Source organism: Syntrophobotulus glycolicus DSM 8271 (genome assembly GCF_000190635.1).
Lineage (GTDB): Bacteria > Bacillota > Desulfitobacteriia > Desulfitobacteriales > Syntrophobotulaceae > Syntrophobotulus > Syntrophobotulus glycolicus.
The window spans coordinates 2,260,485-2,274,063 of the sequence record NC_015172.1; the positions used below are offsets into that span (position 1 = coordinate 2,260,485).

At 45.9% G+C, this 13,579-nt stretch carries 8 protein-coding genes and 14 tRNA genes; 1 reads left to right on the top strand and 21 read right to left on the bottom strand.

Annotated elements, in window-relative coordinates; all coding sequences use genetic code 11:
• Positions 1-11 precede the first annotated feature (11 nt).
• From urtC to SGLY_RS11135, 5 genes are all read right to left on the bottom strand, one after another.
• The gene (gene urtC, locus SGLY_RS11115) at positions 12-1,097 is read right to left on the bottom strand and encodes an urea ABC transporter permease subunit UrtC (RefSeq protein WP_013625380.1); all 1,086 of its coding nucleotides are present in this window, start codon (positions 1,095-1,097) and stop codon (positions 12-14) included.
• Between the two features lie 30 nt (positions 1,098-1,127).
• The gene (gene urtB / locus SGLY_RS11120) at positions 1,128-2,036 is read right to left on the bottom strand and encodes an urea ABC transporter permease subunit UrtB (RefSeq protein ID WP_013625381.1); all 909 of its coding nucleotides are present in this window, start codon (positions 2,034-2,036) and stop codon (positions 1,128-1,130) included.
• A gap of 133 nt (positions 2,037-2,169) precedes the next feature.
• Positions 2,170-3,414 carry an urea ABC transporter substrate-binding protein gene (gene urtA, locus SGLY_RS11125; protein WP_013625382.1) on the bottom strand — a complete coding sequence of 415 codons (1,245 nt, stop codon included), beginning with the start codon at positions 3,412-3,414 and terminating at the stop codon, positions 2,170-2,172.
• A 287-nt stretch (positions 3,415-3,701) separates the two neighbouring features.
• A complete protein-coding gene (locus SGLY_RS11130; RefSeq protein WP_013625383.1) occupies positions 3,702-4,781 on the bottom strand; it encodes a response regulator in 1,080 nt (359 codons plus the stop codon).
• A 252-nt stretch (positions 4,782-5,033) separates the two neighbouring features.
• Positions 5,034-7,718: a hybrid sensor histidine kinase/response regulator gene (locus SGLY_RS11135; RefSeq protein ID WP_013625384.1), complete on the bottom strand. Its 2,685-nt coding sequence runs from the start codon at positions 7,716-7,718 to the stop codon at positions 5,034-5,036.
• Between the two features lie 213 nt (positions 7,719-7,931).
• Here SGLY_RS11135 and SGLY_RS11140 point away from each other — a divergent pair, with 213 nt between their 5' ends.
• Positions 7,932-9,020 carry a response regulator gene (locus SGLY_RS11140; protein WP_013625385.1) on the top strand — a complete coding sequence of 363 codons (1,089 nt, stop codon included), beginning with the start codon at positions 7,932-7,934 and terminating at the stop codon, positions 9,018-9,020.
• Between the two features lie 80 nt (positions 9,021-9,100).
• Here the strand turns inward: SGLY_RS11140 and SGLY_RS11145 are convergent.
• The 16 genes from SGLY_RS11145 to dapA all read right to left on the bottom strand — a co-directional run bounded on the left by SGLY_RS11145 (position 9,101) and on the right by dapA (position 13,576).
• Positions 9,101-9,174 (bottom strand) — tRNA-Gly (locus tag SGLY_RS11145).
• 6 nt (positions 9,175-9,180) lie between these two features.
• Positions 9,181-9,257: transfer RNA gene (locus SGLY_RS11150), tRNA-Met, on the bottom strand.
• Position 9,258: 1 nt separating this feature from the next.
• Positions 9,259-9,333: transfer RNA gene (locus SGLY_RS11155), tRNA-Asn, on the bottom strand.
• Between the two features lie 7 nt (positions 9,334-9,340).
• Positions 9,341-9,431, bottom strand: a tRNA-Ser gene (locus SGLY_RS11160).
• 23 nt (positions 9,432-9,454) lie between these two features.
• Positions 9,455-9,539, bottom strand: a tRNA-Leu gene (locus tag SGLY_RS11165).
• A gap of 11 nt (positions 9,540-9,550) precedes the next feature.
• Positions 9,551-9,626: transfer RNA gene (locus tag SGLY_RS11170), tRNA-Thr, on the bottom strand.
• 15 nt (positions 9,627-9,641) lie between these two features.
• Positions 9,642-9,718, bottom strand: a tRNA-Arg gene (locus SGLY_RS11175).
• Between the two features lie 15 nt (positions 9,719-9,733).
• A tRNA-Gly gene (locus SGLY_RS11180) sits at positions 9,734-9,808 on the bottom strand.
• 9 nt (positions 9,809-9,817) lie between these two features.
• Positions 9,818-9,893: transfer RNA gene (locus tag SGLY_RS11185), tRNA-Lys, on the bottom strand.
• A 24-nt stretch (positions 9,894-9,917) separates the two neighbouring features.
• Positions 9,918-9,993 (bottom strand) — tRNA-Lys (locus SGLY_RS11190).
• A gap of 11 nt (positions 9,994-10,004) precedes the next feature.
• Positions 10,005-10,080, bottom strand: a tRNA-Gln gene (locus SGLY_RS11195).
• Between the two features lie 104 nt (positions 10,081-10,184).
• Positions 10,185-10,260: transfer RNA gene (locus SGLY_RS11200), tRNA-Asp, on the bottom strand.
• Positions 10,261-10,312: 52 nt separating this feature from the next.
• Positions 10,313-10,388: transfer RNA gene (locus tag SGLY_RS11205), tRNA-Val, on the bottom strand.
• A gap of 6 nt (positions 10,389-10,394) precedes the next feature.
• A tRNA-Glu gene (locus tag SGLY_RS11210) sits at positions 10,395-10,470 on the bottom strand.
• 111 nt (positions 10,471-10,581) lie between these two features.
• Positions 10,582-12,246, bottom strand: a complete 1,665-nt coding sequence (locus SGLY_RS11215) for a ribonuclease J (RefSeq protein ID WP_013625386.1) — start codon at positions 12,244-12,246, stop codon at positions 10,582-10,584.
• A gap of 442 nt (positions 12,247-12,688) precedes the next feature.
• Positions 12,689-13,576, bottom strand: a complete 888-nt coding sequence (dapA, locus tag SGLY_RS11220; protein WP_013625387.1) for a 4-hydroxy-tetrahydrodipicolinate synthase — start codon at positions 13,574-13,576, stop codon at positions 12,689-12,691.
• Positions 13,577-13,579 lie beyond the last annotated feature (3 nt).

The window sequence follows — 13,579 nt, forward strand, 5'->3', positions numbered from 1 at the left end:
TTTTCCGTTTTTCAAGCCACTTCAGTAGGGTTGTCTATACCGGTCCCGGATCCCTGTTCCGGTTTGCGCCGGTACTTCTCTGCTGTTTTGCGCACCAAGCCGACAATGCCCAGCGGCATATACAGAACAACAAAGATAAAGACCAGCCCGATAAAGTAGGACCATATTTCCGGAAAGCTCTCACTGATCCCGCTTTTTAACGCGTTCACAACCATCGCTCCGATTACGGCGCCGATCAATGTTCCCTTTCCTCCGATAGCAACCCAAATCACCATTTCTATCGAAGGCACTATTCCCATTTCGGCAGGGGAAATAATGCCCACCAGCGGGACGAATATCGCTCCGGCCAGCCCGGCAATCGCCGCTGATAAACAATACACAAATACCTTATATGCTGTCGGATTATAGCCGGAGAATCTGACCCGGTTTTCCCCATCCCGTATTGCGACAAGGATTTTTCCGATCCTTCGCCCGACTAACATTTTGCATAAGCCATACGTCAGAATCAAAAGCACAACGGCGATATAATATAACACCATTTGAGTCGCATTGTTGGCCAAAGAAAAACCGAACATATGGCGAAAACTTGTTAACCCGTTTGTCCCGCCAGTATAAGCCTGTTGCCCCACAAACAGCACCACAAAGATGATCGCCAAAGCCTGGGATAATATCGACAGATAAACGCCGCGAATACGGTTTTTAAAGGTCAGATACCCTACCACAAACGCTAATACTGTCGGAATGGCAACAGCCATCATAAGCGAAAAAAATCCGTTGGAAAACGGTTCCCAAAACCATGGTATAGCCGTCAATCCACTCCAGGACATAAAATCAGGAACTTTTCCTCCGGCGGCCTCCAACTTTAAATACATCGCTACGCAGTATGCGCCAAGACCAAAGTAAACGCCGTGGCCCAAGCTCAAGATGCCGGTATAGCCCCAGATCAAATCAATCCCGATAGCCAATATTGCATAGGCAATAAATTTCCCCAAAAGGTTGACCCGAAAGTCGGACAAAAATAACGGGGCAAGCAATAAGGCAATAGCGATTACGAAAAATACCAGATTTTCTTTGGATTTCAGACGATTAAAGATCAAAACCAGCACCACCTTATCGAGGGATTATATTTAATCATCCAGTGACCGGCTGCTTATCGACAATAGCCCTTTCGGTTTCCACTGCAAAAAAAGAATAACCAACATAAACACCAGTGCTTTCCCCATTGAGGTATTCGTAAAAAATTCAAAGGTGGTATTTGAAATGCCGATAACAAGTCCGCCGGCGACAATCCCCCACAATGTCCCTACCCCGCCAAGCACAACAACCATGAACGTGTCGACAATATAAGCGCTCCCCAGTGTCGAGCCGACAGAACCCAGCAAAGCCAGGGCACAGCCGGCAATCCCCGCCAGCCCTGAACCGATGGCAAAAGTGTACGCATCTATTTTTCGCGTATTGATCCCCAGACTGGCCGCCATGTCACGATTCTGCATAACCGCCCGGATACGTCTTCCGGTTGTGCTTTTATACAGCAGCAGAAACACACCGACCAGGCACGTCATCACTAAAAGGATAATAAACAACCGTTTATACGGAAATTGCAGAGCCTGATTAACAACCAGACCGCCGTCCAGCCAGCCCGGGCTTCTTACATCCACATTTGGAGCGCCGAAAATGCTGCGAGCCAACTGTTGCAAAACCAGACTTACCCCCCAGGTTGCCAGAATGCTGTCCAACGGTCTTCCGTAAAGATGACGGATTACCGCCGCTTCCAGGATAAGTCCCATTAGTCCGGCAACGATAAACGCCGCTGGAATCGCCAAAATAAAATACCAGCCGAAAACGTGCTTATCCAAATGCGTAATAAACAGATTTTGAAGCAAGTAAGTCACATATGCACCGACCATGATAAATTCACCGTGCGCCATATTGATCACTTTCATCAGCCCAAAGGTGATTCCCAGCCCTAAAGCCGCTAAAATGAAGATCGAACTGACACTGATTCCGTTAAAAAACTGAACAATATATGTATCCATTAATCCACCACCTTAACGACTTAAACCGAAAAATACGGTCTTTTTCCGGCGGTTACTTTACCGCCATCCCGAGAGTATTTTCGGTTATAGCGGCACAAGCCTTTCTTGCACCGCTGTAACCGGAGAAGAACGGCTAAAGATTGCCGATGGATTCAGCCCATTTGTAAGCCTTAAGAAATGGGTCGGGCTTTACGGCCTCCACGCTGCTCCAAATTTCCTTGATCAATCCATCTTCCATCACTTCGCCAATACGTACGGGTTTCCAAAGATGTTGGTTCTCACCATCAATTTTCACTAAACCTTCCGGCGCCTTAAATTCGAGATCCTTCGCTGCTTCTTTTACTTTGTCGATATCTGTGCTGCCTGCTTTTTTAACCGCTTCGGCCCACAGATACACTTCAATATACGCGGCTTCAATCGGGTCATCCGTCACACGGTCCTCTCCGTATTTCGCTTTGTATTTTTGAACAAACTCTTTATTTTCCGGTGTATCGGTTGTCTGATAGTAATTCCAGGACACCAGATGTCCTTTCATGTTGTCTGCCCCGATCCCGCGGATTTCTTCTTCGGCAACGCTGACCGAACAGGTTGTCAGATCCTTCGCCGTAACACCGGCGTCTTTCAGCTGCTTAAAGAATGCCACATTGCTATCACCATTTAAGGTATTGAATACGACATCCGGATTCGATGCTTTAATTTTGTTAATGATTGTACTGTAGTCAGTATGACCGAGCGGAGTATATTCTTCGGCTATCGTTTCACCGCCCATTGCCGCTAACTGGGCTTTAATAATTTTATTGGCGGTACGCGGGAATACATAGTCCGAACCAATTAAAAAGAATTTTTTTCCTTTATTCTGCAACAACCATTCCACAGCCGGAACAATTTGCTGGTTCGGCGCGGCCCCAGTATAAAAGATATTGGGTGATGCCTCCATCCCCTCATACTGAACTGGGTACCACAACAGTCCATTGTGTTCTTCGAATACCGGTAATACAGCCTTACGGCTGGCGGAAGTCCAACAGCCGAAAACCGTGGCGACCTTATCTTTTTGCAACAGTTTCTTGGCTTTTTCAGCAAAAGTAGCTGGATTGGATGCCCCATCCTCAATAACCGGCTCCAGTTTTTTACCCAAGACTCCTCCCGCAGCGTTAATTTCCTCAATGGCCATTAACTCGGCATCCTTTACTGACACTTCACTGATGGCCATTGTCCCGCTTAATGAATGCATAATCCCCACTTTGATGGTATCCTCGGAAGCGGGACCTTGCGCGGTCTGATTCGCTCCGCATCCGGTCAGAACCATGGAAAGAATCAAAATCACCATGATTCCTCTTGCCATACCACTTTTGAACCTTTTCGCACCACTGTTTTTCATACACTTGCCGCCTCTCTTTTTTGTTCAACATGATTATGGCCATAATCATGTCCAGGGTGTCGGTAGCATGCCTGCCGCATACCAAAACAAAAAGCGCCGTGCCGTATATCGCTCTCCTCTGAGCAGCCGAATATACTTTGCACACAGCGCCTCTGCCGGTATTTCCACTTCATTTGAATAATCTTATTTTAACGATTCTATCGGTTTATTTGAACATGACAAATCGGCTATTTTACCCTAAAAAAATGCAAAACCGCCTCGTGCGAGACGGCCCGTCAGTTTGATCTTCATCCTTGTTTTTTAAATTCAAGCGGCGTATACCCGCTATATTGCTTGAATAACCGGCAAAAATAATCCGGACTGCTATACCCAAGCCGTTCACTTATTTCATAGTTCTTATACTCTCCGGTCCGTAAAAGCATTTTAGCCCGTTCCATTTTTACCTTCGTCACATAATCGGTAAAATTGCAGCCGGTTTTTTGCTTAAACAGTTTGCCCACGTAGCTTTTGCTGACATGGACCTCCCCTGCGATGTCTTCCAGCGAGATCTCCGCTTCCGGATGCTGCATAACATACCGGCAGGTCTTGTTGATAATGCTGTCGGTATGATACAGTTCGTATTTTTTGATTACGGCCAGCATTTTCTGAATATATTCCAAAAACATCAGTCTAATCTCCGGCACCGATTTCAACTGTCCGGCAGTCACCTCAAAGGTCTTGTTTTCTATTTCCTTCAGCCAGGGGAAAGCTTGATAAATTTCTTCACCGATATTTGCCCGCAGCTTTTCAAATACTCTGTCGGCTTTAAATAAATCTTCACCTACCGCCAGCACCAGTTCGGAAAATATATTTTCCGCTTCAGCGACAGCCGCGTCGCTGCCTGTCAACAGCAAATCCAGCAATTTTCTCTCCTGGCGCAGCGGGTAGTAGAGCTTAAGACTTTCCTCAATCAGCTTTTGCTCTTCCGCGAGTTGACGCCGGCGCAGCCGCTTTTCCTCCAAATGACCTTTTGCCCTCAGCAGTGTTTCACCGAGAACACTATCATCCAGGGGCTTCGTCATGTAATCAAAGACACCAAACCGGATGCCTTGCTGCGCATATTCAAAATCGTTATACGTGCTGAGCAGGATCAAACAAATATCCATAGCGTGGATCTTCAGCTGGTGTAAAAACTCAATGCCATCCATCCCGGGCATGCGAATATCTGTAATGACAAGATCAAACCGGCCGCCCGCGAGGATCTTCAGCGCTTCCTTGCCGTCACAGGCCTCGGCGTCGATCACGAAGCCATAGTTATTCCACTGTTTAAAACGCTTCAGCATATATCTTACTGTGCGATCATCATCGACAATCAATACCCTGTACATAGCCCACACTCCCGGCGACAGCCATCTAAATGAATGGATTTCAGTACCGCGTGATGCTCTGAATCACCATTGCGTATGAAAACAAAAAGCACCGTGCGTATATCGCTCCCATCCGAATATACTTTGCACACAGCGCCTCTGCTGGTATTTTACACTTTCACCTTGAATGATTATAGTTTAACGATTTTATCGGTGTAAATGAACATGACAAATCCGCTATTTTACCCTACAAAAATGCAAAAACCGCCGCCATCAGCTCTGATTACCGTAGATTTTGATAAGGTCCTGCAATTCCACAGCCGCTTCATCAAGACTGTACTGGAAAATTTTTTCATGCAACCGGTGATATTCCCTATCTGTCAAGCCTTTGGCAAAACAATGCCGGTAGCGCTCAAAAAATCGTTTTGCTTCGGCATCCCCATCCTCCGACAACTTCAACAATCGTCCTAAAATCTCACCTAAATTGACGGTTTCCGTTTTCTCCGCATCATTTGCCGTTAATGTTTCAACGAACTGCTCTGCGGCGGCGCAGCTTTCCGAAAGCGCGGCAACCAGAACCGCCGCTTCATGATCTAACTCTGACCAATTTGAATCCCGCAAGGCTTTTCCCACTGCCTGTGCCGCTTGCTTTAGAGAGTTCGCCCCAATATTAGCGGCAACTCCCTTGACTGTATGCGCCAATTGCCGTGCTTCTTGAAGATGGCGGGCCCCAATAAACTCTTTTAATCGCTCGCCATCGCCGCGATGATTGGCAATAAACTGGACGAGAATACTGCGGTAGACGTCCCGCTTGCCGCCAATACGCCTAAGCCCGCTTTGCAAATCAATATCCGCCTGTTGTTTAGAGCCCTCAATCACATCCTCTGTTAACGCCGTTTGATCTCCTGCATTAAAGATCTGCCGCAAAACATTAATCATCTTTGCCGGATCTAACGGCTTTGTCAGGTAATTATTCATCCCGGCCTGTTTCGCTTTAGCCACTACTCCTTCAAGCGCATCAGCCGACAGTGCGATAATCGGGATATTTTCCCCGTCATCCAGCATTCTTACCCTGCGGGCCGTTTCATAGCCATCCATCTCCGGCATGCGAATATCCATGAGTATGGCGTCATACTGATTTTCACCGACCATCTTTAAGGCTTCAAAACCGCTTTCAGCCCCCTCGACAGTAAAGCCCAGCCTCAGCAAAATTTCCTTTGTCATTTCCAGATTGACGGCATTATCTTCGACCAGTAATAATTTTTTGCTGCAAAAAATTTGCCAAAGTCCGGTCGTTTTCTTTTCCTTATGCCCTGCCGGCAACCGCTCGCCCAGTTCGAACATTGCGGTAAAACTAAAGGTTGAGCCTTCCCCTACTACGCTTTTTAAAAATATATCCCCGCCCATAAGACGGACAATTTTTTTGCTGATCGCCAGCCCCAGCCCACTTCCTCCATATTTGCGGGATGTCGATGTATCGCCTTGGGTAAAGACTTCAAAGAGCTGCTCTATTTGTCTTTGTGGTATGCCGATCCCTGTGTCCGCTACATGGAAACAAAGCATAACGGTTCGGTTTTTCTGTTCCTTCAATTCTACAAAAAGCTGCAGGCTACCCTCATGCGTAAATTTAATCCCATTGGAAAGAAGATTCAAAATAACTTGTTTCAGTCTTGTCGTATCGCCCTTTAAATAACGCGGCACATCAGGCTTAATCGTAAAATTAAACTGCAGCTTTTTACGTCTGATTTCAACCTCCAGCATACTGCAGAGATCCTCGATTAAAAGATACAAATCAAAGTCAACGGCTTCAAGCACCATTTTTTTGGCTTCCAGCTTGGAAAAATCAAGAATTTCATTAATAATCTCCAATAAGTTTTTTGATGCCAGTCCTAAATTCCGGACATATTCGGTTTGCTTCTCTTCCAAAAATGTGTTTTCCAGTAGATATTGATAACCGATAATCGTATGTAAAGGTGTTCTGATTTCGTGACTCATCTGAGCCAAAAATTCACTTTTTGCTTTATTTGCCGTTTCCGCTTCTTCTTTAGCTGCTTTCATGGTCTCTTCCGCCTTTTTCCTCTTCACCAGCTCTTCTTGAAATGAATTGGACAAAGCGTTGAAGGTCTGCGCAAGCATACGCAATTCCAGGGACCCGTCAGGGACTAAACTGAATTTTTCATCGCGGAAAGAGAATACCTTTAATCGTTCTGTATACTGATTGATGGGTGAGGTAACCTGCCGAAAAAGAATTCTAATGAGTCCGGCAACCGCGCAAATGATAATCACCGCTAATACTGTCTGCAAGATTGCCGCTTTCGTCGTCGCCTGACGGGCAACGGCCAATTCCGCTTCCAGGCGATTATTCATAATGGATTGGAAACTGGCAATCGGTCCCATGATACTCTCCTTATCCTCGGCATATTTTGCATCAAACATAATATTGCGGGCTTTGGCTAATTTCTCTGTCGGATTTAATTGCTGATCACCGGCATTCAAATGAAATGCCGCCACTTCTATCGGCATATTCGCTTCAGGAACATCATCCGCTTCTAAAACCAGCCTCATGGAATGCCGCTCGGTTTCCACAAGTGCGTCGGAATTTCTTTTCGCCTCTGCTAAAAGCGTCATTTCCTCACTTGGCGAATTCAGCTCGCCGAGCCGGGCGATCACCTCATCCCGTGTTTTCGTCGTATTGATTTCCTCCCAGTATTTGTTCATATGATCAACATCTTTAGTCACAGCGTACTTTCTCGCTTCATCTGTTAAATAGTCCGAAGCTGTTGCAAGATTAATTCCTAATTGCTTAAACTCCGTTCGGCGCTGCTCGGCAACTCGCTCGTCATGAATACTGGAGTTCATGTATAAGATGCTGCTGCCTAATAAGATTGCAATCAAAAAGAATATCCCCAGCATAAGCGCACTGATCGTTGAATGCTTAATGACAAATTTCCCAGCCATACCAGCCACCTCCATCCACCACACCTTACTATCAGAAAAAGCACAGGGGCCAGCTTGATTACTCAATGCGGCCCCTGTGCCCCTCACTATTCCTGCTGCTTATTGTAAAATAAAACCGTGATTTTTACAACTCCGTTTCAGCTGTCATACAGCTTGTTTTTACCTGCCCGCTCATTTATAATGGATTATCATTTATACATGGAGATGAATCGTATGGAGTACAGCGATCCGTCAACACAGCCGGAAATCCTGCTCGTAGACGATACCCCGGAACATATCGAAACCGCAGTATCCGTATTGTGTGATCATAATTTTAAAGTTCGCATCGCTACCAAAGGAATTACAGCCCTCAAATTGATTGACCAGCATTTACCCGACCTTATTCTGCTTGATGTATATATGCCGGAAATGGACGGGTTTGAGGTATGCAAAACAATAAAAAGAAATCCGGATTACATTCATATTCCCATCATATTCCTTACCTCCAGCAATGACGAGGAAAGTATAAAAAAGGGCTTTGCTTACGGGGCTCAAGACTATGTAATCAAGCCATTCAACAGTTCGGAACTTCTGGCCCGTGTGAATACCCATATTAAATTAAAGCAGCAGACCAAATCCCTGCTTCAAGCCAATCGTGAACTGGATAGCTTTTGTTATTCTGTTTCACACGATCTAAAGGCTCCGCTGTTATCGATCAGCAGGCTTATCGATTACTTAGTTTTGGACTATTCTCCAAGGCTGGATAACGACGGGCATGAACTTCTGGACAATATCCAAAAAAAGTCCAACGAATTGATCATGATTATTGATCATCTGCTTGAATTCTCTAGAATGAGCGAAATGGAACTCAGGATTGAGAAAGTTGACCTTGAACACTGTTTCCGCACCATATGTAGCGAACTAATCAAACTGGAACCTCAACGGAAAATCCAATGTATCATCAAATCCCTTCCCATCATCTGTGCCGACCCCATAATGATGAAGCTGCTCGTCTCCAACATTCTCTCCAATGCCTTAAAATACACCCGGAATAAAGCTGCGGCAAGCATCGAAATCACATCAGCGGAAACGCCAGAAGAATACATTGTTTCCATAAAAGATAATGGAGAAGGGTTTGATATGCGCTACTCAGACAAACTTTTTAAAGTCTTCCAACGTCTTCATGCTCAAAATGAATTTGAAGGCTCCGGCGTAGGCCTTGCTATCTGTCAAAAAATATTGCAGCGCCATCATGGAAGAGCCTGGTTAACAGGCAAGATTGATCAAGGCGCTTGTTTCTCTTTTAGTTTTCCCAAACAATAATGATTTCCCTTTTCCGCCCGTTCGATTCCCATCGCTAGCGATTAAAAAACTCCTGCGCTTTGCGCAGGAGTTATTTTCTTTGGAGCGGGTGATGGGAATCGAACCCACGTAGCTAGCTTGGAAGGCTAGTGCTCTACCATTGAGCTACACCCGCGTATTATGGTAGCAGGGGGGGGATTTGAACCCTCGAATGAGCGGGTATGAACCGCTTGCCTTAGACCACTTGGCTACCCTGCCGTGGCTCCCCGAGCTGGACTCGAACCAGCAACCTACCGGTTAACAGCCGGTTGCTCCACCATTGAGCTATCGAGGAAAATTACTGGCGGAGAAGGAGGGATTTGAACCCTCGCGGCAGTTGCCCACCCTAACGGTTTAGCAAACCGTCCTCTTCAGCCACTTGAGTACTTCTCCATGACGATCTAAACAAAACATTCTGGTGCGGAAGGCGGGACTTGAACCCGCACGGTGTTATCCACACGCCCCTCAAACGTGCGCGTCTGCCAATTCCGCCACTCCCGCAAGCAATTTACTGGAGCCGTTAACCGGGATTGAACCGGTGACCTTATCCTTACCAAGGATACGCTCTACCTACTGAGCTATAACGGCGTCTCGGATTTTATCTGGTGCGCTCGAAGGGATTCGAACCCCTGGCCTTCTGATTCGTAGTCAGACGCTCTATCCAGCTGAGCTACGAGCGCAAATACCAACTTTGTTGGAGCGGGTGACGAGATTCGAACTCGCGACTTTCACCTTGGCAAGGTGACACTCTACCACTGAGTTACACCCGCATGATATTTTGGTGAGCCATCCGCGACTCGAACGCGGGACACCCTGATTAAAAGTCAGGTGCTCTACCGACTGAGCTAATGGCTCAAAAATACACACTGAAAATATAAATGGTGGGCCATCAGGGATTCGAACCCGGGACACCCTGATTAAGAGTCAGGTGCTCTACCAGCTGAGCTAATGGCCCAAAAAAATCTTTGGCTGGGGTGGCTGGATTCGAACCAACGAAATGCCAGAGTCAAAGTCTGGTGCCTTACCCCTTGGCTACACCCCAATATCGATGTTAGGAGGCCCGATGCTCGAAGCTCAAATTTCAAACTCAAACGACAAGCTTCTTTTTCCTTCGGGTATCTGACCTCTGATCCTTCATTGCGGTAATGGCGACCCCGATCGGACTTGAACCGACGATCTCCTGCGTGACAGGCAGGCATGTTAACCACTACACCACGGGGCCTTAGTTTAGATATCCGTCTTTCAGACGAATATCAACTCACCGGTTACGATATTGGTGGGCGATGACAGGATCGAACTGCCGACATCCTGCTTGTAAGGCAGGCGCTCTCCCAGCTGAGCTAATCGCCCAAAAATTGGTGACCCGTACGGGATTCGAACCCGTGTTACCGCCGTGAAAGGGCGGTGTCTTAGGCCGCTTGACCAACGGGCCGCATATGCGGAACATTTGATAGTATAGCTAAACCCATAATAATTGTCAACTGATTTTAAGATAAAATATATAATTTGGTCATAAAATTTTTATTGAAGGTGTCCGGTCCGCTTACGGTACTTCCTGGATAATGGGAAGAATAACCGGTCTGCGGCGGGTCTTTTCATAAAAGTGTTTGCCGAGTACGTCTCTGATTTGATTCTTGAGCAACGCCCATTCTATATTGCCGCTGACTAAACAACGCTCTGTCGTCTGTCTGATTTTAGCTTTCGCCTCATCCAACATGCTTTCCGACTCCCGGACATAAACAAAACCTCTGGTGACAACATCTGGTCCGGCCACAATCCGTCCTGAGGAACGGCTTAACGTCATCACGACGATTAATATTCCTTCCTGGGAAAGCTGCTTTCTGTCCCTGAGCACAATATTGCCTACATCTCCTACGCCCAGGCCGTCAACCAGTATTCTGCCCGATGTGACCTTGCCGGCAATACAGGCGCTGTTTTTGGTGAATTCGATGATACTGCCGTTTTCGGCAATAAAAATATTTTCCTCGGGAATCCCAAGCTGCTCCGCCAGCTGCCCGTGCTTGATCAACATCCTGTATTCCCCATGAACCGGCACAAAGTATCGAGGCTTCACCATATTCAGCATCAGCTTTAATTCTTCCCGACTGGCATGGCCTGATACATGTACTCCTGAAGCAGACTCATGAATGACATTGGCTCCCTGTCTAAACAGTAAATCAACGGTTTTCGCCACAGATTTTTCATTGCCCGGAATTGGGGTCGCCGAAATGATTACGGTGTCTCCTGGCTGAATCTCGATCTTCTTATGATCATTCATGGCAATTCTGGTCAGAGCAGACATCGGCTCACCCTGACTGCCTGTTGTGACAATACATATTCGATTGCTTGGAAGGTTTAAGATTTCGTCAACATCGACCATCGTGCCTTCCGGAATCTTTAAATAACCAAGTTCAGCCGCTATCGTCGCATAATTCAGCATACTTCTGCCTACAATCGCTACCTTGCGGTCTGTTTTCACTGCCGCGGCAATGACTTGCTGAACCCGGTGGACATTAGAAGCAAAGCTGGCCAGGATAATTCTTTCCTTGGCTGCCCGAAAAACTTCATCAAACATCTGCCCTACTTTGCTCTCCGATTGCGTAAATCCCGGTCTTTCTACATTCGTACTGTCCGACATCAGACAAAGGACACCCTTTTGACCAAGCTCGGAAAACTTATGGATATCCAGGATATCCCCGGAAACAGGGGTATGATCGAGCTTAAAATCCCCGGTATGAACGATTGTCCCTAATGGAGTATGGATCGCCAGTCCCACGGAATCAGGTATACTGTGGCTGACCCTGATAAATTCAATTTTAAAATGCCCCAGCCTAATGCTTTCTCCAGGCTTTACCGCAGTTGCCTGAAATTTGTTAATGCTGTTTTCCTTAAGTTTGGCATGGATGAGCCCTAAGGTTAAAGTTGTGGCATAAATATGCGTATCAACATCTCTTAACAGATAGGGCAGGGTTCCGATATGGTCTTCATGACCGTGAGTGACAAAAACCCCCAGTAATTGATCTCGGTTATCAATAATATATGAATAGTCGGGAATCACGATATCGATCCCGAACATGTCATCTTCCGGAAATGCTAATCCTGCATCAATCAGAATCATTTGGTTCCCATAACGGATGACCGTCATGTTTTTCCCAACTTCACCAAGTCCGCCGAGAGGAATAATTTGCAGTTTGTGTTCTTTAGGCAAAGATGCCTCACCTCCAATTTTTTTCATTTTCGTTGAACCTAATCATAATCAGAATATATTTTTCTAAATATATTTCAATCCATTCACACTGTAAGGAAATACTGGCGACAGAGATGAAAATTACTGAAAAAAATATTCCAATAAATAGCACAATTAATGATCAAAGAAAATCAGATCTTCTGCCGGGCCCAGAAAACCTTTGCCTTCGTCATGAAAAATGCAGCCGATTATTCACTTTACCGTCCAACATCGTTGTATACATTATATTATTCTAAAACGTGACATGCAAGTACACTTGAGCAAATATATCATTAATTGTCTTGTTTCTCTGATAAAACTAAAACTTCGGCATAAACCGAAGCTTTAAACAATAGATAGTATAACCATTTTAAAACGATTTAGCCCGGAACGTAACAGATTATCCGAATCATTGCTTAAAATCTTATACTTCCTCCGGAAGATTTCTGATCAATTCAATCAGGTTGTTCAGTCCGGTTTTTTCCGGAGTACCGGGTCCAACCAGAGGCAAACGGTATCCCCCGACATTAAAGCCTGTTTCATTCAGGATGTATTTAACGGGAATAGGATTTGTCACAACAAACATTCCTTTAAAAACAGGATAAAGACTGAGATGCCATTTCAAAGCCTTTGCCGTATCTCCTGCCTGCCAGGCCGCAATCATCTTCTGAATCCTGGTTCCGACCATATGAGCAGCTACGCTGACAATCCCCCTACAGCCCAGAGAGAGCATGGGTAATGTCAAGATATCGTCTCCGGCATAGATCGTAAAATCGGCAGGAAGAATACTTTTCAGCTCGCTGACCTGTTCAAGTGAACCGGCTGCTTCTTTAATCGAAACAATATTCGGCACTTCAGAAAGCCTCAGAACGGTCTCCGGCAACATATTTAAACTTGTCCGGCCGGGAATATTATAGAGCATTACAGGGCAATCTGCGGCCTCTGCAATAGCTTTAAAATGACAGTACAGCCCTTCCTGAGAAGGTTTACTATAATAAGGGACAACAGTTAACACTCCGTCGAGATTCAGGTGATTAATCCTGCTGGCGAGCTCCACGCTTTCTTTGGTCGAATAGGTTCCGACTCCGGCAATCACTTTGCATGAATTGCCCACAGCCTGTTTCACCTCTCGAAAGAGATTTATTTTTTCTTCTTTGCTGAGGGTTGGTGTTTCCCCAGTAGTTCCGGCTACCACAATACCGTCAGACCCATTCTGCGCAAGATGGATAGCCAAATCGGCTGCTGCTTTGTAATCGATTTCCAGCTTGTCATTCATGGGGGTGACCATGGCCGTCAATACATTTCCAAACATAAT